Origin of the sequence: Cohnella sp. SGD-V74 (assembly GCF_003001675.1) — a bacterium.
In the GTDB taxonomy this organism is placed as follows: Bacteria; Bacillota; Bacilli; order Paenibacillales; family Paenibacillaceae; genus Cohnella.
In genome coordinates this window covers 228,255-250,689 of the sequence record NZ_PVYW01000013.1, presented here as the reverse complement: position 1 = coordinate 250,689, position 22,435 = coordinate 228,255, and the positions used below count along the sequence as shown (strand labels likewise).

Annotated in this window: 13 protein-coding genes and 1 rRNA gene; 8 read left to right on the top strand and 6 right to left on the bottom strand. The window is 56.2% G+C overall.

From position 1 onward, the window contains the following. The 3 genes from B0G52_RS20530 to B0G52_RS20515 all read right to left on the bottom strand — a co-directional run. Nucleotides 1-93: ribosomal RNA gene (locus B0G52_RS20530) — 16S ribosomal RNA — on the bottom strand; the annotation flags it as partial. A 310-nt stretch (nt 94-403) separates the two neighbouring features. Further along, on the bottom strand, nt 404-1,012 hold the full coding sequence (locus B0G52_RS20525) for a TetR/AcrR family transcriptional regulator (protein WP_094047239.1): 609 nt from the start codon (nt 1,010-1,012) through the stop codon (nt 404-406). Nucleotides 1,013-1,473: 461 nt separating this feature from the next. After that, the gene (locus B0G52_RS20515) at nt 1,474-5,652 is read right to left on the bottom strand and encodes a glycoside hydrolase family 9 protein (RefSeq protein ID WP_158223801.1); all 4,179 of its coding nucleotides are present in this window, start codon (nt 5,650-5,652) and stop codon (nt 1,474-1,476) included. A gap of 297 nt (nt 5,653-5,949) precedes the next feature. Here B0G52_RS20515 and B0G52_RS20510 point away from each other — a divergent pair, with 297 nt between their 5' ends. From B0G52_RS20510 to B0G52_RS20475, 8 genes are all read left to right on the top strand, one after another. Then, complete coding sequence (locus B0G52_RS20510; RefSeq protein WP_094047236.1) at nt 5,950-7,569, top strand: response regulator transcription factor; 1,620 nt, start codon at nt 5,950-5,952, stop codon at nt 7,567-7,569. 32 nt (nt 7,570-7,601) lie between these two features. Continuing rightward, nucleotides 7,602-9,302 (top strand): sensor histidine kinase, encoded by a 1,701-nt coding sequence (locus tag B0G52_RS20505; protein WP_094047235.1) that lies wholly within the window; start codon nt 7,602-7,604, stop codon nt 9,300-9,302. Nucleotides 9,303-9,657: 355 nt separating this feature from the next. Next, on the top strand, nt 9,658-10,572 hold the full coding sequence (locus B0G52_RS20500; protein ID WP_233162867.1) for an ABC transporter permease: 915 nt from the start codon (nt 9,658-9,660) through the stop codon (nt 10,570-10,572). A gap of 47 nt (nt 10,573-10,619) precedes the next feature. Then, nucleotides 10,620-11,531, top strand: coding sequence for a carbohydrate ABC transporter permease (locus tag B0G52_RS20495; protein WP_094047234.1), 912 nt, complete (start codon nt 10,620-10,622; stop codon nt 11,529-11,531). Between the two features lie 84 nt (nt 11,532-11,615). Then, nucleotides 11,616-13,232, top strand: a complete 1,617-nt coding sequence (locus B0G52_RS20490) for an ABC transporter substrate-binding protein (protein ID WP_094047233.1) — start codon at nt 11,616-11,618, stop codon at nt 13,230-13,232. Nucleotides 13,233-13,426: 194 nt separating this feature from the next. Beyond that, entirely contained in the window at nt 13,427-14,794 is a 1,368-nt protein-coding gene (locus B0G52_RS20485) for a hypothetical protein (protein WP_094047232.1), read from the top strand. Next, on the top strand, nt 14,791-16,515 hold the full coding sequence (locus tag B0G52_RS20480; protein WP_094047231.1) for a glycoside hydrolase family 2 protein: 1,725 nt from the start codon (nt 14,791-14,793) through the stop codon (nt 16,513-16,515). Before B0G52_RS20485 ends, B0G52_RS20480 begins: the two co-directional genes overlap by 4 nt. After that, the gene (locus B0G52_RS20475; protein ID WP_094047230.1) at nt 16,508-17,761 is read left to right on the top strand and encodes an FAD-dependent oxidoreductase; all 1,254 of its coding nucleotides are present in this window, start codon (nt 16,508-16,510) and stop codon (nt 17,759-17,761) included. Before B0G52_RS20480 ends, B0G52_RS20475 begins: the two co-directional genes overlap by 8 nt. 85 nt (nt 17,762-17,846) lie before the next feature. Here B0G52_RS20475 and B0G52_RS20470 read toward each other — a convergent pair whose 3' ends face one another. The 3 genes from B0G52_RS20470 to gyrA form a co-directional block, all read right to left on the bottom strand. After that, nucleotides 17,847-18,572, bottom strand: a complete 726-nt coding sequence (locus B0G52_RS20470; RefSeq protein WP_094047229.1) for an MgtC/SapB family protein — start codon at nt 18,570-18,572, stop codon at nt 17,847-17,849. Nucleotides 18,573-18,693: 121 nt separating this feature from the next. After that, nucleotides 18,694-19,770 (bottom strand): HD-GYP domain-containing protein, encoded by a 1,077-nt coding sequence (locus B0G52_RS20465; protein WP_094047228.1) that lies wholly within the window; start codon nt 19,768-19,770, stop codon nt 18,694-18,696. Between the two features lie 90 nt (nt 19,771-19,860). Next, the gene (gene gyrA / locus B0G52_RS20460; protein ID WP_094047227.1) at nt 19,861-22,332 is read right to left on the bottom strand and encodes a DNA gyrase subunit A; all 2,472 of its coding nucleotides are present in this window, start codon (nt 22,330-22,332) and stop codon (nt 19,861-19,863) included. Nucleotides 22,333-22,435: the final 103 nt, after the last annotated feature.

Genomic DNA, 22,435 nt, shown 5'->3' with positions numbered 1-22,435 from the left:
TTGGGAGCAAGCTCCCTCCTAACTCCGCTCGACTTGCATGTATTAGGCACGCCGCCAGCGTTCGTCCTGAGCCAGGATCAAACTCTCCATGAAAGTTGATTAGCTCATTCACTGCTGGTATTGCTTGTTGTTTCTTACGCTCAATGTTCAGTTTTCAAGGTGCAATCGGTGTTTCTTTTTTGTCTACCGCGCTAACGGCGACTTTTATAATGTATCACATCCGAATATTCGATGCAAGCACTTTTTTCAAAAACTTTTTACGAGTTACTTTGCTAAATTTCATGATCGTAAGACGGGGACGCAGAGAAGCGGATCACAGGTAACAGCGAGTATTTCGCTCAGGTGTACCCAAATAATTTAATCAATAGATGGGAAAGAGATTATCAGACACTCAAAATGATGCTTACCCATCCGTAACGGGCGAGCATAACTCTCGGATATGGAGAGTGACGATCTGCTCAATGGTCTCCGATGTATAGAGCTCCGGGCGAAGCATTGCCATTATCGTCAAACCTTCAATAAGCGCGGCCAATCTTAGCGTTTCGAGTTGAATATCCACCACAGAGGGAAGGAGCTGCGCCTGAGCTAGAATTTCAAGGGCGGCTTTAGTCAGGTGATGAAGTCCGTCCGTGAGCTCGTCTTTTTTAGCCTGCAATGCCACACTTCTGAGGGAGCGGATAGCGAAGATCCACCAGACGCCGACGGCCGTTCGTTTTTCCGCATTCATAGGGAGCAGTTGCAACATAATTTCCTTCGCAGCCTTTATCGGAATATGACTTATCACCAGCCCCTCTGCCGCTCTGGCAGCTCCTCTTGTCAGATAGTAATCGACAATAAACAGCAACAATTCATCCTGCGTTGAAAAATAATGCCGCAATGCTCCGGGCGACAAGCCTGCCGCCGCGGCGACAGCACGGATAGACGCATGTTCGATCCCCTTTTCTTCAATAATGTTCCATGCTGATTCCGCGATTAGTTTTCTTTTTTGTTCGTGGTCCACGATTTTCGGCACCGATAAATACCCCTTGCCTTAAATAACACGGTGTACTAAAATAAATAATACAGCGTGTTATTTCGTTTTGTATTCAGTTATAGCGTGTCGTGATGATCACGTCAACAATATTGAGCCTGTCATAAATGGCGGGAGGGGATTCGGTGCAGGAGCAAATTGATGGGCTTTTTTGTTTTCGTACCACTTGTTATAGTTGCAAACGAACATTTTATGTCACCGAAGGGACTCAAGCTTACGACCAAATGAAACGAAATCGCAAAGGATTGCATTGCTGCGAAGATTGCAAAAACAGAATCGAGCTTGAAGCGCGACTGGAGCTCGGAAGACGACTGTTATACGGAAAATATTAATATTGCCCCCGATTCCACATTCTCCACTCTGGCGATATCATGTCGTTCAATTGACCCTTCTCAGCGTAAAAAATATAAGAGGCCGGCGCGTTGCCGACCTCTCCCGATTCGTTACTGCGAGACAACGATATTATCGAACACCGCAAGAGTATTGGCGTATACGCGCGCTCCGATCTTGCCGCTGCCGTGCGTACCGTCGATCGCGCTCAGAATGAGCGTATCGTTCTGGTACACCTTGATCTCGTCGCCGCTTAGTTCTACTCGGTACGTGTAGAACGTCTCCGCCGCAACGCTCGGATTGGCGAAGCCGAGCGACGTCTTCACGCCTCCATCCACGACGAGCAGTTCCATCTTGCGTCCGGAGCGATCATTGTTCTTGAGCAGCAGGATGTAGTGATTGTCTTCATCCGTATAGCGGAATACAAGCCCGGCATCCTTGTTGCCTCCGGAATTGTTCGTGACGTTCACGTCCGCCTGGAATGTGTAGTCCGTCCAGTCAGAGCTGCCGGCGATCGAATAGCTGTTGAGGCTGGAAGCCTGGCCGCGATACTGCCCGCCCATCACCGTCCAGCTGCCGCTCGTCGGCGTCCATCCGTTCGCGTTCCCGTCATCGAAGTCATCCTCGAACAGCGAATCGAATACGCTCGGGCCGCTCTGTACGGCGCTTGAGACCGCGTTCGACGTCGTGTCGGTCGTCATGACGTAATAGGAGTGAACGCCTTGCGTCAGCTTCGTCGAATACGTGTACGCCTTGCCGTCGGCGTAGTTCGTGTCGCCCGGATCGGCCGGAGTCATATGGCGGATGACGCCGTCGATGATCAGCTCCACCACGTGGGGCGCTTCGTTATCGGCATCGGTGTACGTCGCGCTGAACGTAAACGTCGTATCCGCGTTGCCCGCAGCCGTATTCACGCTAACTCCCGACAGCGTCGGCGCGCTGCCGCTGGCGACGTTCGTCGCCTTGATCTCGTCGATCCATAATTCACCGTAAGCGCCGGTCGATTGACGGAGCCAGATCGAGATCTTCGTGCTGGACTTGTCGATGGCCGGCGTGAGCGCGTTCAAGTCCCATTGGTAATCGGTCCAGGTGTTCGGCACGCTGATCCAGCCTCCGGACAGATTGTATCCTCGCGTGCTGTCTTGAATGTCGACCTTCATCTGCAGATTCGCGTAACCCGGATTCTTCATCGTAAAATTCACGTAGCGGTAGCCCGACAGATCCCAGGAGTTATGCCAAGGCTGGAACTTGGCCCAAGACGTGTTCGATGCAGGCGTCTGCATAAACTTGCCGACCGTTCGGCCGTCTTCGGCCGCCTTCTCGAACGAACCTGTTCCGCCTGCCTGGTTGTACCAGTTTGCCCACGGCGGTTTGCTTCCTGTAACGCCCCATAGTCCGTTGCCTCCGAAGTCGTCGTACAGAGACAAATGCGCAGGGTCCGGCAGCGGAGGCGCCACGTTGTAGTGCGTCGAGCTGTACGTGGCGTTGCCGTTCGCGTCAATGCCGCGGACGTCGATGCGGCGGCTGGCGTACGGGAGCGCCGAGCTTTCATCGATCGTGGCGCTGTATACGCCGCGGGTTACGGACATCGGGTTATATACACCGCTGCGCAAATACTCGATATCGCTAATGCCGCTGACCGGTCCGACGAACAAGGTAACGTTGCCGCGCACGTAGTCCCCGATGACCGGCGACAGCGTCGGCAGCTCGGCCGGAACGGGGCCCTCAGCGGAACCTCCATCCGTCGCGCTAAGCGCCATGATCGAGTAGAGCAAGCCGACCTGGATGCTGACGCTGAACTCGTTGTACCGCCATTGATTAACGTCGTCATTGTACAGCGGCCGATCCTCGTACCACGGGCTCACGCTCTTCTTGTTCAGCGTATCCTTGAGATTCGGTCCGCTGAGCATCGCGCCGGGGAATACGGCGCCCATGCTGCCTGCCGTATTCGCTTCTTCGTCAAGCCGGGTATGCGGATAATCGACGAAATCCGTGCCGATGCCCGACACCCAGCTGATGTTCCACGGATTGGCGCCGAAGATCCAGTATATGCCCTTTTGCGCGGCGCGCAGGACGGCAGGATCCCCGAACAGCTCGTAGTACCTAAGCATATCTCCGAGATAGGATGCGTGCGGTTCGTTCACGCCGAATTCCTTGAACTGGTTCAGCACGCCGTATGGCGTATCGTCGGCAAGCGACAGGAACATGTCTGCCTGATGCTTCAGCAGGCCGTGAATATGCGTCTGCGTCGCCGGATCCGCTGCCGGATAGAATTCCGCGAGCGCCATCGGCCGCATATCCCAGTAGTTCGTGGAGTACAAGTCGGCGTTAGTCAGCACGTTGACCTCGTTCGTAGCGGCCGTATGATAGGCCGGATCGCCCGTCAGCAAGTACAATTGAACGTCGGCGAGCAGCTTCGAGTTCGGAATGCCGCCCCGGGTGCCGTACGAGCCGACCGGCCCGCCCGGGTTCGCTACGACGTAATTGTAGAACGTAACGGCCGCCGCTTCGCTCTCGTCGGCGAAGTCTTCGAGCGCCGCGACAAGGCCGAAGGCGATATCGCCTTCGGCAACAGCCGTATGGATCGCGCGGGCGGTCGCGGCCAGCGTAGCCGCCGCCTTGGCCGATCCGCCGACGCTGAGGTTGCTGATAGCGCGATCGTCGGCCGTATTCGGAACGTTATCGGTCGTCTTCGCCGGATGGACGAACCCGCCGTTGTTCTTGATGTCATACAATTCGCCGCCGAATTGATCGGCGAACTTGATCAAGTATTCGCTGCCGAAGATCGCTTCGTCAACGAGGTCGGGAATACTGTTGTTGTCATTGTCATACTTCACTTCGGGCTTGTCCGCATGGCGAATGTAGGCAAGCGCGATTTCCGTGCCGACCCACTGGTTGCCGGCGTATTGGCCGTAGTCGCCGGCGTCGTACCAGCCGCCTGTCAAGTCGTAGTGCACGGTGCCGTCGATCGACTTGGCGTCGTCGAGATGGCCCGCGGGATGGAACAGCTTGGGCGAAGGCGCGATGCTGCTGTAGCCCGGCGGATAGACGTCGGCGGTCGCGACGCCGGAGCGCAGCAAGCGATAGAAGCCGGTCATCTCGTCCTTGTAGCCGTCCCATACGTTGGTCTGGATCTGGAACGGGTACGACGACACGCCGTTCGTCGTCACCTTGTAGTCGGTGCCGGATGCCGTCAAGGCAGTGAACTCGACCGTATACACATGCTTGTTCCAGAAGTAGCCGTCATACGTCATGTTCCCGGAGGCGACGGCGCCTGCGGAAGTCGTGATGACATAGGATGTGTCCGACAACGGCAGCGTCGCCGTCACCTTCGCCCCCTTGTAATCGGAAGCGCTGTATCCGGCCTGACTGACGACAACGTCCACAACCTGTTCCGAATAAGAGACGGACGCCGTCTGGACGGCCGTCGCGACTTCGCTCGTCCTGGCGTCGGTCGTGCGGAAGTAGTACGTATGGCTGCCCACCGGCAGCTTCGTCATGTACGTATACGACTTGCCGTCCGTATACGTCGTGTCGGCATGATCGGCTTCTCTCATGTCGATCGCCGTGTCGTCGATGACGACTTGCATGGCGTAAGGCGGATCATTGTCGACATCCGTATAGTTGGCCTGGAAGGTGAACATCGTGTTCTGATTGGCGATGGCGGAATTTGTGACGACGTCCGTGGACAACGTAGGCGCCGTGCCTCCCGTGCCCGTCGTCACGACCAGGTCGTCGAGCAGCATCTCGCCGTACGCGCCGCCGGTCTGCTGCAGCCATACCTCGAACTTGGCCGTCTTCTTGTTGATCGCGGGAACGATCGCGTCCAGATCGAACGAGTAGTCGGTCCACGTCGTCGGCACGGATACCCATCCGCTCGTTAGCATGTGGCTTTTGGCGCCGTCGTGGAGATTGATCCGGACTCTCGCGTTCGGGTAGCCCGGATTTTTCATCGACACGTTCACGTACCGATAACCGCGCAGGTCGACGGACTCGTTCCAAGGCTGGAACTTGGCCCACGACGAAGCCGACGCGGGCGTCTGAGCGAACTTGCCGACCGTCCGGGAGTCAACGGTCGCCTTCTCGTAAGTGCCGGAGCCGCCGGCTTGGTTAAACCAGTTCATCCAGTTCTGCTTGAATACGCCGCCTCCGTTAAAGTCGTCGTACACAATCGGATTGGACGGACCCGGCAGCGGCTTAACGGCGGCGGCAGTCGGGTTAGGCGATGCGATGATACCGTTCAGAAGCACAAGCAAGCCGAGACAGCAGACGAGCGCTTTTTTGCCTAACATTACTTCATTCCTCCTTTGATAGATGAAAATGGGCCTTTCAATAATAGATTGTAGAGGCGCGCGAGAACGGCAGATAGGATGTAAAGTCTTCATTTTGTGATGCATTTCTTCATGTGGGCAAAGGAGAATATCCCGCATCGTTGGCGCGAATAAGATGTGCTATACTGCAGAGCAAAGGACAGAGGATACATCACATTTTCGAGTCATTACATCCTTTCGTTCGCCAAGCGATTTCTCTAAAATAATAATGATAGATAAGCGGCGTGGCACTCAGCGGAAACGCAAGGGGGGCGAACGGTGAAAATCTTGGTAGTGGACGACGAGCCGAACGTAAGCAACGGCATCAGGGATTTTTTGCTCGACTCCGACCTTGGCGCGACTCATGTCGAGACGGCTTTGAACGGATTCGAGGCGATCGATTATTTGCGCATGGACACGTTCGATCTGGTGCTGACCGATATCCAGATGGGGCGGATGAGCGGCATCGAATTAATGGAGACGATCCGCATGGAGCAGCCCGAGCTGCCTTTCGTCGTGATCTCGGCCCACGAGAAATTCGACTTCGCCGCCAAGTCGCTGCGGCTCGGCGCCCACGATTACTTGGTGAAGCCGGTAGAGCGGGACGACCTGCTGCGGGTCGTCAACCAGGTGCTGCAGCAGAAGAAGGAACATGGCAAGCAGTCGCTCGCCCGAATCGAACGGGCGAATAAGATGAATGTCAACGAAATGCTCCTGGAGCTGGTGACCGACCGGAACCTGACCAGGCAGGATTACGAACTGCTGGCCTCCGAGTTGGGCGACCGGTTTCGGGGCCGCTGCTTCGGCGTGCTCGCCTTGCGTCTGAATTTGCGGAACGGAGGCTTCAGCAACAAGGAGATTTCGCTGCCGGACCGAAGGCTGTTGAAATACGCATCCTTCAATATCATGGAAGAGAGCTTGACCGAGTGGCACGGACTGACGTTCAACGGGTACGGCAACGAATTGATCGCGATCATTCAGCTTCCGGATCGGGAAGTTGACGGCCGGCCCTACCCGCTGAAGTCGCAATTGCAATTGATCGGCCATATGATCCATATGAACCTGAAGCAATATTTGAATGTGGACGCGACAGTCGGCATGAGCACGCTGCATCCGGACGTGTTCATGCTGCCCAAGCTGATGGAGGAAGCCAATACGGCGGCCGAGTGGAAGAACCTGCATCCGAATCACAAAGTGCTCTATTACGAGGATGCGATCCTTTACGAGAATATGGGCGTAGTAGAATGGATCGGCCATGTGGACCGGTACGTGCAGCTGCTGAAATCGAAGCTCGAAGACGGAAGCCCCGTCGATACGCGCGCCGTCGTGCATCCGCTGTCCGAGCTGGCGGACACCGAAGAGCTGTTCAACAGCCATTTCGGCATGCTGGCGTACCGGATCTATGCATTGCTGCTCGAGTTCGGGCACTCCGGAGGCGTCTCGTTGCACCGCTTCGATCCGGACCAGTACTTCCGCGGCTTATCGGCCGTCGAGAAGCCGCGTCGTCTGGACGGCTACATCCAGGAGGTCGTTCAGGCGATGCGGACGATGGTACGGGACCGTGAGCGGACGATTATCGCGCGCATCGTCGGCTACATTCGCGAGCATTACCGCAATCCGGCGCTGAAAATTCAGGATATCGCCGACGAGGTGCATTTCAGCACGACGTATTTAAGCTATCTGTTCAAGCGGGAAATGAAGAAAAACGTCTGGGACTTCGTCACCGAGCTGCGGATCGATGCCGCCAAGCAGCTGCTTGCCACGACGGACAAGAAACGCTACGAGATTTCTTATGAGATCGGCTACGAGTCTCCGGAGCATTTCGGCCGGATGTTCAAGCGGTACGCGGGCGTCAGCCCGGCGGAATATCGCAAGGATCATGGGAGGGGAGCGGGCTGAAGCTCAGAGTCAAGGTCACCCTTGCGTTCGCGTTGTTCATCGTCGGCCCGTTCCTGATCGTCGGCTGGATCTCGGCTTACAAAGGCTCGGAATCGATGAGCAACGAAGTCGGCCGCACGACGTTGCAGCTTGTGAAGCAAAATCATGTCACGATGGAAAAAACGCTGTCGTCGGTGAACGAACGAATGATTACGCTGCTGGACAACCACTTTTTCAGCGACATCGACCAGTACGAATTCTGGACCCGCATCGAGACGCTCGGAGAAATTACGGAGGCAGACGCGATTTTGGAGCGCTGGGCTTCGGGGGGGACCGAGATTACGCTGTACATGGCGAACAAGGCGGGGAAGAGCACGCCTTTCGATCTGACCGCCAAAACCAAAGGGTTCAAATACTTCGACGAGAAGCGCGACGGCGCGCTCGAATGGGCAGAACAGACGAGACGCGAAGGCGGAGCGGCGACGTTGCGGCTGACGGCGCAGGAAGAAGACCGAACGACGGTCAGTCTGATGCGGAGCATTATGAACCCGAAGTCGTACGACGAGACGATCGGCTTCCTGATCGTGTCGAAGCTGGAGGTGCTGCTGAACCGCGATCTCGTCGCCGTACAATTGCCGAAGCATGCCAGCAGCTTCCTGTATAACGGAAGCAGCGAGCTGCTGTTGAAGAGCGGAGAGGGGCAGCTCGACGAGAAGAAGCTGGCCGACGTCGTGAAGGGCAAGACAGACGGCTATTACTACACTCGCGAAGGCGGCCAGAAATGGCTGTACGCCTATTCTAGTCTATCCTTATTCGATACGAGGCTGATTTACAAAATTCCGTTCGAATCGATGACGGCCGGTCAATCTGAATTTCAATGGATCCTCATGGGCGCGTCCGCCGTCTATATGGCGTTCGTTCTGTTCTTCGTCCTGTATTTGCTGCGGATGATCGTGAAGCCTCTCGTGAAGCTCGTCTCGCTGACGAAGATCTACGAGCCGGGCAAGAAGCTCGACTGGGACGACGATCACCTGCGTACAGACGAATTCGGCATTCTGTACGGCGCGTTCAAGAAAATGACGACCCGGCTGGATCATTCGATCGAGGAATCTTACGGCATGCAGATCAAGCAAAAAGAAGTCGAGCTCTCCACGCTGCATTCCCAGATTACGCCTCATCTGCTGTACAACACGCTCGATTCGATCTATTGGTACGCGCTCTCAAGCGGCAACACGGATGTCGGCGACATGGTCAAGGACTTGTCCAAGCTGCTGCGCATCGGCCTGAGCAAGGGGAAGACCGTCATCACGATCGGCGAAGAGCTTGAGCATGTGCAGGCGTATAGCCGGCTCCAGAAGAAACGTTACCCGAACACGCTCGAGATTCATTGGGACGTCGACGAGACGCTGCTCTCGTTCACGTCGCCCAAGGTGATCCTTCAGCCGCTCGTCGAGAACGCGATCTTCCACGGCGTCAGCGGAATGGACGGCGAGGGAGAAATCTGGGTGCGGATCGCCAGAGGCGATGGGGAGATTCTCATGACCGTCGAGGACAACGGATTCCTGCCCGTCGACATGAATCGGCTGGAAAGCATTCTTGCGGGAGAGACGAACGACAAAGGATACGGCATTCGCAACGTTCATCAACGGATACGGCTGCATTTCGGCGAGGCGTACGGCCTCCGATACGAGCCCCGCGATGGAGGCGGTTTGAAGGTGATCATCAATATGCCTCTGCATCCGTCCGTGTCATAAGCATATCAAGTTGCTCTGAAGATAATCGATCATAAAGGTGCAAGGTGTATATACCTCCCTACGATGCGATACGCTCCCGAAATCTGAATGGGGAAACCCGTGATAAGGTGATTTCGAGAGCGTATGAGGCAGTCTCCAGGAGGTATATACACCTTCTTTATTTATCGATCATCCTAAGCAACCTGCTTATGGGACAACTCCTTTTTACCACGATACCAACCTCACGCCGCCTCTCTTTCTCCGGCAGCCACCTTTTTTCGGAACTCATTTTACATCACATTCATGCCGGAATATATCCTCGTCACCTGCCTGTGCCCCCCTATATACTGAGTTCACAGAAAGGAAGTGGACTCACGTGAGGGCGTATTTGCTTGCATTGTGGAAATACCGGGTGCTGACGTTCATGATGTTTCCCGCGCTGCTGATTGTCGTATTGAACAACTACTTGCCGATGTTCGGCGTGTTCATCGCCTTCAAGAACATCAACTATACCGACGGAATATGGGGCAGCCCCTGGATCGGTTTTAAGAATTTCGAATTTCTGTTCTCCTCTCAATCGATCTGGCGGATTACCCGCAACACGGTGCTGTACAGCCTGACTTTCATGGTCATCAACCTGGTGTTGTCCGTAGGGATTGCCGTCGCGATCAGCGAGCTGCGCGGAAGGCTGCTGGCCAAGGGCTACCAGACGCTGATCATCATGCCTTATTTCCTGTCGATGGTCGTCGTCAGCTACCTGGTATACGCCTTCCTCAACCCCGATCGCGGATTCGTGAACGTCCTGCTGGAAACCTTCGGGGCGGATAGAGTCTTCTGGTACTCGGAGACGGAATATTGGCCGTACATTCTGACGTTGGTTAACGCCTGGAAGGGCGTCGGCATCGGAGCGGTCATCTACATCGCGGCCATTGCCGGCATCGACCCGGAATATTACGAGGCGGCGGTCATCGACGGCGCATCCAAGTGGCGGCAGACGATTCACATTACGCTGCCCTCGATCCAGCCGATCATCATCATCATGACGATCTTGTCGATGGGCCACGTATTCAACTCCGACTTCGGCCTTTTCTATCAGGTGCCGATGGATGCGGGAGCGCTGTATCCCGTTACCGACACGGTCGATACCTACGTCTACCGGGTGCTGATGGAGCTTAACGACATCGGCATGTCGTCCGCCGCGGCGCTCGTGCAGTCCGTTCTCGGATTCATTCTGGTGCTGGCGACAAATGCGACGGTCCGTAAAATCAATCGCGAGCAAGCGCTATTCTAGGGCAGGTATGCATACGCGCCCTGGGGCGCAGTCTGGAGAGAATGACGATGATCAAAGTGAGAAACAAACGAGACAATTCAATAGGTCCGGTGGCGAACGCCGCGTTGAACGCATGGTTTATCCTGTTGTCGCTCGCCTGCGTGCTGCCGATCTTGCTGGTCGTCATCGTATCGGTGTCGCACAACGATTCGCTGCTGAACCGGGGCTACAGCTTCTTCCCGGAGAAATTAAGCGGCATCGCTTACGAGAGCTTATTCAAGGATTACGGCACGATCGTGGGCGCATACGGCGTCAGCATCGGCATCACGGTAGCGGGCACGCTGCTCAGCGTCCTGCTGATGGCGTTGTACGCGTACCCGATCTCCCGCGGGGATTACCCGCTCCGCAGCTTCTTCACCTTCGTCCTCTTCTTCACGATGTTGTTCAGCGGAGGGGTCGTCAGCAAATATATCGTGTTCACGCAAGCGATCGGCCTGCTCGATTCGTATATGGCGCTCATTCTGCCGCTGCTGATCGTGCCGTTTAACGTCTTCATCATGCGCACGTTCTTCCAGACGACGATCCATCCCGCGCTGATCGAGTCGAGTCGGATCGACGGCGCAGGGGAGTGGCTGATCTTCTTCCGCATCGTGCTTCCGCTGTCGCTTCCCGTCATGGCGACGATGGCATTGTTCGGCACGATCGCCTACTGGAACGACTGGTTCAACTCGCTTCTGTTCATCCGCAGCGAGGAGAAGTACCCGCTTCAGTTCCTGATGATGCGAGTGCTCAACGACGTCCAGTACTTGCGCAACAACGTTCAGTTAGCGGCGCAAAATCCGGAGATGATGAGCCAACTGCCCAACGAATCGCTGCAGATGGCGATGGCGGTCGTCGGCATCGGGCCGATCCTGCTCGTGTATCCGTTCTTCCAGAAGTATTTCGTCAAAGGCTTGACGGTCGGCGCCATCAAGGGCTGATACCGACAATCGCGATAGGACCAGCCTGCGGGCTATGCGCCCTCAGCTGAACTATATATATTAATTATAGGAGGGTTATACGCAATGATTCGAAGAGGTACGGGAAAAAGAAGCATGGGGCTTGGAATGGCCGGTCTGCTCGCGTTAACGCTGCTTCTGCAAGCGTGCGCGTCCGGCGGCAATAGCGGCAAGACGGAAGCATCCCCAACAACGACGCCGTCGGCTTCGGCATCCGAGTCGGCTTCGACTTCGGCGGAGCCTAGCGCATCGGAGGAAACGAAGCTCGACCCTTACGAGGTGACCATCGTCTACTTCGGCAAGCCGCAGCAGGACGACGCTCTCGTCGAAGAGAAGCTGAATGAATTTTTCACCGAGAAAATCAACGCCACCGTGAAGCTGCAACCGATCGCCTCCAGCGAATACAAAAACCGCACAGAGCTGATGATGAACGCCGGCGAGAAGATGGACCTCGTGTTCACGGCATCCTGGTTGAACTACTTCGGCAATGTGACCAAGGGCGCATTCCTCGAGCTGGACGACCTGTTGGAGAAGTACGGGCAGGGCATCAAGCAGGAGCTGCATCCGCTGTATCTGGAAGCTCCGCGTATGAACGGCAAGCTGTACGCGATCCCGACAAACAAGGAAATTACCCAGGGCAAGGCGATCACGTATCGCAAGGATTTCGTCGAGAAGTATAACATTCCGATCGACACGATCAACTCGATGGCCGATCTGGAGCCGTGGTTCGAGAAGGTGAAGGCGGACAGTCCCGAGATCACCAACTTCTTTCTGGCCGGCGGCAGCGGCAACTTCACGAGCGGCTTCCTCATGTACGAAGGACAGTCGAACTGGCGTCCGATCGGTCCGGTTCCGGCGAAGACGCCAATGTTCCTGCTCGACTACAAGGCAACGGACATGAAGGTCAAGTCGGTGCTCGATCCGGAGATCGTGGATTTGAACAAAAAAGAGCTCGAGCTGTACCGCAAATATTATGAAAAAGGCTATATCAACTCGGATTCGGGTACGAGCACGACGGCAATCGACGATTATCGCAAGCAGGGGAAAATCTGGACGCAGACGACGACGTGGAAGCCGGGTTCGGACATCGAGCTGCAGCTCGCGGACAACAACCAATTCGAATACGTGTCGCACGTCGTGGAAGAGCCGATCGTAACGACCGATCTGGCGGCAGGCTCCATGTTCTCGATCTCGCGGACGTCCAAAAATCCGGAGCGCGCGATGATGGTGCTGAATTATCTGCATACCGATCCGTACGTGATCAACCTGTTCGTCAACGGCATCGAAGGCAAGCACTACACGAAGGTCGGCGACAATCGCATCGAGCCGATCGCCGATTCCGGCTACTCGCCGGGCATCTTCTGGGTCGTCGGCAACCAGTTGAAAAACTATCTCAAGCCAGGGCAGCCGGACGATCTGTACGAGAACTGGAAGAAGTTCAACGACGAAGCGAAGCAGTTCCCTCTCATGGGCTTCGTGTTCGACGATACGAATGTGAAGAACGAGATTACGCAGATGACGGCAGTCGTTAACGAGTACAAGGTCATCTTCACCGGCGCGGTCAAAAATCCGTCCAAGGAACTCGACCAACGCAACGCCAAGCTGAAAGACGCGGGCATCGAGAAGGTGCAGGCGGAGCTGCAAGCGCAGATCGACGCCTGGTTAGCGGCCAACAAGAAGTAACCAACAGCGGCAATAGGGACAGGGGCTGGCCCATAAGTAGGGACGTACCAGATTATCGATGAAAAAAAGGAAGGGCATCTATCTATAGCATCGGAAGGAGATAGATGCACCGTACATTAATCATTGATAATCGTTCGGTACGGCTCCGTTACTTATGGGCCAGCCCCTTCCTGCAATGAAGAGGGAGGCGTCTTATGAGACCGCAAAATTTAATCTACACATTCGTTAGCTATGCCTCGCATTACGATACGGACTGGGGACGCGGAACGGCGACGGACGGCGTGGAGCTGACGGCGCGAATCGCCCACAAATACGGTATTCCGGTCACCTGGATCGTGAACGGCGGCTCGGTTCCCGTGCTGGAGGAGCGGATTCGGGAGTGGCACGACCGATACGGGGACGATGTCATCCTGCAATGTCCGCTATTCATCGAGGACACCGGCGCGAATAAGGCTAGGCTCAAGGCGAAGCTCGAGCAGGATTGGGCCGTCGTAGAAAAGGCGTTTCCCTGGGTAACGACGAAAGTGGCGGGACGAGGCAAAATTTACAATGAAACGATCGAAGTATTGGAGGAGCTCGGCTTCCAGGGTATGTGGGGCTACTGTTGGGAGCAAGTATGGTGGGACGGCATTACGCACCAGGGCATCCCCTGGGGCTCCTGGTATGTGGACAGCAGCCGCTACAAGGCGCCGCATCCTGGCAAAGGGAATATCGTCGCTTGCGAATGGACGGCCCGCGATTTGAATCTGACCTATCATTCGAGCAATCCGTGCATCTACTCCACCGATCCGAACGATGTGCTGCGAGCGGGGCTGTGCGACGAAGACAACATCGAGTATTGGAAAAACCTGTTTCACGATTACCTCGACAATACGGCTCACAACGATCAAGTGTACTTCTTGCAGCATCAGGAAGCGCACGAGATGGAATTTACCGACCGGTTCTCGGTCTTTCCCGCCTCTCACGTCGAAGCCTGCGAAGGCATGCTGGATCGGTTCTTCGACTACATTACGGATTATCCGATCACGCTGACAACGCTGCCCAAGGCGGTCGAACTGTACCATCGGACGAACGAAGTGACGGCGCCTGTCTATATGCTCACCCGGGATACGCAGATCCGTCCAGCCGTTAACGATTATACGATGACGCTCGGCGGGGTCGGCGCGGGGCCGTGGCCGACGACGCTGCTCTACTACGACCATGAATGCCAATTGGCGTTCGTCGAAGGAGAGTGCACGCCGCGCATGCTGCGCAGCTACATCGGCAAGGGAGAGATGAGCGATACGTTCGACGAGTCCGTTCCCCGCGTATTCGTCACCCGGCATGTCCGTACGGCGGATACGATCGAGGTCGAGTTCGAGATCGGGCATTGGCGGCCGATCCCTTTCGCATTGGCTTATTGGGATGATCTGAAGGACTTCGAGGTTGAATGGTGCTCGCATGGCGCGACAGCGAAGCCGGAGCCGATCGGGGGGCAAGTCGCCATGATTCGGCTAACGCTGACCGGCGAACCGCGCGTAGTCGGACTGCGCTTGCGGCGTAAAGAAGGGGGAGCGCCATGATTCGGCTGTTCGACCAGCATCGGATTCGTCAGGTGACGGAGCTTGAGGGACTGTGGGATTTCGCCCCCGTCTCATCGCTGGATGAGGTGCCGGAACAATATCCGTACCGGCTGACGGTTCCGGGCTGCTGGGAGAGCCACCCGAATTTCATTCGATATCGGGGGCAGGGCGTGTATCGAACGATGGTGACGATGGCGGAACGAAGCTCGCTTCGCCTTGTTTTCAAGGGTGTCAGCCATACGGCGGACGTCTATTGGGACGGTTGGCTTATGACGAGCCATTACAACGCCTATACGCCGTTCGATACGATCGTCAGAGACGTCGAGCCGGGGGAATACGAGCTTCGCGTTCATGTCGACAATACGTTCGGCGAGCATTCCGGGCTGCACGTACCGAACGATTATCGCACGTACGGGGGCATCATCCGGCCAGTCGTCGTGGAACGCGTGCCCGACTTCTGGATCGAAAGGATGGCGTTCACGCCAAAGTGCGGATGGGAAGCCGAGATCGCGGTTTGGGTCCGGAATTCGTCGGATCGGACGGCGGTCGCGGCGGTTCGCGGCAAGTTGGCGGGCGAAGAATTCGATTTCGGCCCGTTAACCGTCCAGGCGGGAGAGACGGCTATAGTTGCGCGGACGTTCGAATTTCCGAACGCGGAGCCGTGGTCGCACGAGCATCCGAAGCTTTATGCTTTAGAGCTGCGTTTGTATGACGGCGATGTCGAGGACGGGGGAGGGGAGCCGCTGGACGATCTGATCGAGCGAGTCGGCTTCCGCACGGTAAGGATCGAGGGAGACCGTCTGTTGGTGAACGACAGAGAGGTCGTCCTGCGCGGGTTTAACCGGCACGAAGACCATGCGAGCGTCGGCGCGGCCCTTCCGCTGCAGCTGATGACGCAGGATATCGATTGGTTGGAGCGCATGGGCGCGAACTGCGTCCGTACGTCGCACTATCCGAACGACGAGCGATTCCTGGATCTATGCGACGAGCGCGGCCTGTACGTATGGGAGGAGAGCCACGCGCGATCGCTGACGCTGGAGCAAATGAGTCACCCGTTGTTCGCGTCGCAATCCGCGGACTGCATCCGCGACATGGTCGAACAGCATATCAATCATCCTTCCATCATTATCTGGGGATTGTTGAACGAATGCGCAAGCGATACGGCGGAGGGCCGAACACATTTCGAAGCCCAGTTCCGACAATTGCGGAGTCTCGACGGCAGCCGACCGTTGACCTACGCTTCGTGCCATGTGTTCAAGGACAGATGTCTGGACCTGGCTGACATCGTCTCGTTTAATCTATACCCGGGCTGGTACAACCCGGAGAGCGTCGAGGAGTTCTATCGCCTCCTCCGACCTTGGGTGGACGCGAGCGGCGGGGCGGGCAAGCCGTTTCTAGTCAGCGAGTTCGGCGCGGAGGCGCCCTACGGTTACCGCGATCCCGGTGAGGCGAAGTGGAGCGAGGAATATCAGGCGCGGCTCATCGGAGAATCGTTGGACTTCTATCTCGGACAGCGCGAAATATGCGGGGCGCTCATCTGGCAGTTCAGCGACAACCGGGTGGACGAGGAGTTCGGTTCGTTCGCCTCCCGGGCGGGCAATCGCAACAACAAGGGCGTACTGGACGCCTACCGAAGACCGAAGCTCGCGGTCGAAGCCGTGAGGACGAGATTCATGGCATCGACGGCGCAGGAGAGAGGAAGATCGCATACCCATGGCTAATCACGAAATTGTCATGCAACGCGCCGTCCCCGTACACGACGCAGCCGACGTTATCGTAGTCGGAGGAGGACCAGCGGGAACGGCGGCCGCCATCGGCGCCGCGCGCTGCGGGCGGAAGACCGTTCTGCTGGAGCATACCGGACAGCTTGGCGGAATGGGCACGCTGGGCAACGTCAGCGTCTTCATGGGCGTAGGGAACGTAACGGGCATTTATCGCGAGATCATTTCCGAATTTCTGCCGAATTCTCTGCCAGGCTCGCATCACGAGTCGGCTATTGCGCCGCAGTATTCGCCGTTCGAACTGCGCCATTATTTGAATGGGAAGCTTGAAAAAGAAGGCGTGCAAGTCTATTACCACGTCAGCTTCGTCTCGGCCATCATGGAGCAGAGCCGCGTCACCGGGGTCATCGCCAATACGAGGGAAGGTCTGCGGGCATTCGAAGGCCGCGTTGTCATTGATTGTACGGGAGATGCGAGAGTCGCCGTCGATGCCGGCGTACCGACACGGTCAGGACGCGATGAGGATGGATTGACGCAGCCGATGACGCTCATGTTCATGATGCAGGATACCGGTAAGCCGGTACGGCAATACTTGCCCGAGGATTGCGACCGCTACGAGAAGGTCGAACAATTGCCGCAAGGCCGCAATCTGCACTGGAGCATGATGGACAACGGAACGCTTCTCGTCAATATGACGCGCGTCAAAGGCAACGGAGCGAGAATCGAGGATATTAACTATGCCGAGAAGGAAGCGCTGAGGCAGGTATTCTCCGTAGTCAACTACTTGCAGCGCACGAGCCATCCGAATCATATCCTGTCCCATGTTGCCGGCCAGGTCGGCGTTCGGGAGACGAATCAAATTATTGGCCGATACACGCTGACGGAGGAGGACTTGACGAGCGGGCGCCGATTCGCCGATGTCGTCGCTCAGACCAATTACGAGATCGACATTCACAGCCCTACCGGAGACGCGAACACGGATGAACGGAAGCTGGACGGCTATGACATCCCTTACCGCTGCATGCTTCCGGCGGATGTGAATGGACTAATCGTTGCCGGCAGAAGCATCTCCGCCACGCATGTAGCCATGTCCTCCATGCGCGTGCAAGCAACGTGTTACGCGCTTGGCCAAGCCGCGGGCATTGCCGCCGCGATTGCGATCGAAACGGATGTACCGCCGGCCGATATTTCCATTGCGCAGCTTCATTCACTAATGGCACGACAAGGAGTCCTATTCGCGCGCTAATAACGGATATTGTCCTGGCCTGTGAATGTTTGCGTCCCCGCCGAGGAGGGAAATTGTTCGTCCCTCCTTGGTGAATGGGGAAGAATTATCCCGAATTCGGAGCGTTCTGATGGAACGATTGAACGTCCGGATGTACCGCCAGCTTGTCGACGAACTGCACGAGCATGCCTGCATTGGCTACTTTAACGGTAAGATGAATTTTGACGCAAGGCTCCCCTTTATCGGGTCCGAACGATTGTTCTTCCTTATTGACCGTCATATCTACAATAATAATTCCGTTCTCTTCGATTACGCGCACCACTTCGTTAACGCGGCCTGCCCGGCAGCCGATCTTCATTTCCATTTTCAATTTGCGCTTGACGCTGAACACCCGTTTCTCCCACCGATTAAGCAGGAACAAGCAGAAGAGGACAACGAAGGTCGTGAGCAAGGAGACGAAGTAGAATCCCGCTCCGACGCTTAGGCCGATCGCGGCCACAACCCACAGAGAAGCAGCCGTGGTCAGTCCGGAGATCGTGAATCCGTTGCGCATGATCGCGCCTGCTCCCAGGAAGCCGATTCCGCTGATGACCTGAGCCGCGAGACGCGCAGGGTCCATCCTGACGTTCAATTCATCCGCGAATTGGGAGAAGCCGTAGATGGACAGCAGCATGATCGCAGTCGCGCCGACGCACACCAGAATATGGGTTCGGAAGCCGGCAGCCCGGTTGCTCCATTCCCGCTCCAGTCCGACCAGTCCTCCGGCTATTACGGACAGCACGATCCTCAACGACAATTCCCAATAGGAAATCGCCCATACCCCTTGCCCCATCAACGTTCGCCTCCGATTCATTAAGACAAAGACACCGATTCTGCTCCATCCCTCTGCCAGGGCATGGAACCGAATGCGGCGTCTCCTCATCTCAAGCCGATATCTGATATTTACTTATGAATTATTTCGTAGAGAACACTTCGACAATATGCCATTGGCGATTCAGTCCAAGGTTGACGATCTGGCCGTTCACCGAAATCATCGGACGGGTCGGATGCTGTCTGTCCGTAAATACGATTTCTCCGATGCGTCCATCGTTGAGCTTAACGAATACGCCGTTGTGAAATTGCGTCGTCCTCTCGATAAAAGTTTGCACATACAGAGGATCCAGCTTGCCGAACGATCCGGCATGCAATTCTTCGAGAACGAGATACGGGGATTCCGCCTTGCGATAATTCCGGTTGGAGGTCATCGCATGGTACATGTCGGCGATCGCGACGATTTTGGCGTACGGGTGAATTTTCTCCCCTTTGACCTTCATCGGGTAGCCGCTGCCGTCGATCCGTTCATGATGCTGCAGCGCCGCGAGCCATATGCCCTGATTGAAGGAAGCGATGCCTTCCAGCAGCTTGAATCCGTATACGGTGTGCTGTCTCATCTCCTGAATCTCTTCCGAAGTCAACCTGGACGGCTTGTTGAAGATCGCGGCATCGACTTTCACGTTGCCGATATCGTGGAGCAAGCCGGCCATCGCGATCGGCAGCCAATCTTTCTCCGGGAACTTGTTCCACTTGGCAAGCTGATAGGAAGTCATCGCGCACAGGACGCTGTTGCGAACGAGCACGTCCGGCTCGCCCGCTGTCGGAGGAGTCACGAAAGTCAACACGTTATACTCATCCATATGCCCGATCAATGCGGTTAATCCATTGCGCAGCTCGAGCACCGGAATCTTCTGACCGGAATTGACCATGGAGATCGTGCGATGCAGCAGCTTCTCCATCATCAGAAATTCCTGCTGCAAATGGGTGAGCTTGGTCTCTACAGCCGCCGCGACCTCGTTGGGCTTGTCTTCCGCGGAGGATTCCTCAAGCCCGTGGCGAATGATATCCACGCTGGGAATGAGGAAGGCTTGAAGGATTTCCATATCCCTCTCCGACAAGACGCGCCCTTCCTGCAGAAGCACGCTTCCCAGAGCGGTCTGGACGTCGCCGCCCAGACGATCGCCTGTCTGTACCTGTGTAATCGGAATGATCGGCATGCCGCATCTCCTTCTCCAACGTTTCCTGCCAAGCAAAAACGCCTTTGCCGTCCTCTAGACGCAAGTCACCGCGAACAAGAAGACAGCCGGTTAGCTGTCTCCTTCTTCGTTTTCGGTTTCTTCGGAATCGGTATCGTCCTCGCTTCTCGGCGCCCGAGCTACGGTAGCTACGGAATCCTCGTCGCGAATATTGATCAACTTGACGCCTTGCGTAATTCGGCCCATCGTATTGATGCCCGACATGCTCGTGCGGATCAGCGTTCCCGAAGAAGTCATGATCATCAAGTCTTCTTCGTCGTGAACGACCTTCAAGCCGACGATCTCTCCGTTTTTGTCCGTCACGTTCAACGTTTTGATGCCTTTGCCGCCGCGGGTTTGAATGCGGTATTCCGTCATCGGCGTCCGCTTGCCGTAGCCTTTGGCCGTTACGATCAGCACGTCCCGATCCGGCTCGACGACGTCCATGTCGATGACTTTATCCCCTTCGTCCAGTTGAATGCCCTTCACGCCCGTAGCGGAGCGTCCCATGGCGCGAACGTCTTCCTCGGAGAAGCGAATGGACATGCCGTGGCTCGTCCCCATCACGATCTCGCGGGAGCCGTCCGTCAGCTTGACGCCGATCAGATCGTCGTCCTCGCGCAAGGAAATCGCGATCAGGCCGACTCTGCGAATGTTCGCGTAGTCGTCGAGAGGCGTCTTCTTGACGATCCCGTTCCGGGTGGCGAAGAAGAGGAATTGATTCGGCTCGAACGCTTCGACCGGAATGACCGCGTTGATCGTCTCTCCCTGTTCGATCTGAATCAGGTTGATGATCGGCGTTCCTTTGGCCGTGCGGCTCAAATCCGGAATTTCATAGGCTTTCATCCGGAAGACGCGGCCTTTGTTCGTGAAGAACAGCAAGTAGTGGTGGGTGTTGGAGATGAACAGATTTTCGATGAAATCCTCATCCTTGGTGCCCATTCCCGTAATGCCTCTTCCTCCGCGCTTCTGGCTGCGATAGGTGGAGACCGGAAGCCGCTTGATATAGCCCGCGTGGGTCATCGTCACGACGACATCGTCGCGAGGAATGAGATCCTCGTCGAGAATTTCCTCGTCGCTTATCGTGATCTCCGTACGGCGCTCGTCGCCGTACTTCACCTTGATCTCTTCGAGCTCTTCGTGAATGATGTCGTTCACGAGCTGCTGGTCGGCGAGAATCGCCTTGTACTCGGCGATCTTCGCGAGCAGTTCCGCGTACTCCTGCTCGATCTTCTCCCGTTCCAATCCGGTCAGACGCTGCAGACGCATCTCCAGAATCGCCTGCGCCTGATCGTGCGACAGTCCGAACCGCGACATCAAGCCTTCACGAGCTTCTTCCGTCGTCTGGGAAGCTCGAATCAGGGCAATGACTTCGTCGAGATGATCGAGCGCGATGCGCAGTCCTTCCAGAATATGAGCTCTTGCTTCCGCCTTCTTCAGATCGTACTCCGTACGCCGGCGGATAACTTCCACTTGGTGCTGAATATAGTTGTGAAGCACGTCCTTCAGGTTAAGCACCTTCGGCTCGTTGTTGACGAGCGCGAGCATGTTCACCCCGAAGCTCGTCTGCATCTGGGTCTGCTTGTACAGGTTGTTAAGCACGACCGTCGGCGTAACGTCGCGGCGCAGCTCGATGACGATCCGCATGCCGTTGCGGTCGGATTCGTCGCGCAGGTCGGTAATGCCGTCAATCTTCTTCTCGCGCACGAGTTCGGCGATCTTCTCGACGAGCCGCGCCTTGTTCACTTGATACGGAATCTCGTGAACGAGAATGCGAGCTTTGCCGTTGTTCTCCTCGATCGTCGCCCGGGCCCGCATCGTAACCGAGCCGCGGCCGGTCGCATAGGCCTGACGAATGCCGACGCGGCCGAGAATCAAGCCGGCCGTCGGGAAGTCCGGACCTTTGACATACTCCATCAAATCGTACGGCGTCAGCTCCGGATCGCGAAGCAGCGCTTGCGTACCCTCGATCACTTCCTTGAGGTTGTGAGGAGGAATATTCGTCGCCATACCGACGGCGATGCCGGTCGTACCGTTCACAAGCAGGTTCGGGAACCTGGCCGGCAGCACAACGGGTTCTACCTCTTCTCCGTCGTAATTCGGACGATAATCGATTGTTTCCTTGTTGATATCGCGAAGCATCTCCATCGCAATCTTGGACAGTCGGGCCTCCGTATACCGCATCGCTGCGGCGAAGTCACCGTCAATCGATCCGAAGTTGCCGTGACCGTCAACCAACATATAGCGAAGGGAGAAGTCTTGCGCTTGACGAACCATCGCCTCATAGATCGAAGCATCGCCGTGAGGGTGATACTTACCGATGACTTCGCCGACGATTCTCGCCGATTTCTTATACGGCTTGTCCGGCGACATCCCCAGCTCGGACATGGCGTACAGAATCCGCCTTTGAACCGGCTTTAAACCGTCGCGAACATCCGGGAGCGCCCGGCTGACGATGATACTCATCGCGTAATCCATGAACGATTCCCGCATCTCGGCCCCGATATCGCGGTCGCGAAGCTGGGAGCGTTGTTCTTCCGACATGAAGATCCTCCTTAACAAATATACAAGCAGAACGCGCTTGCGAATCTATACACCGCAAGGCGTATACCGTCATAGATTAGTAAATATGCAATGACTCCATTAT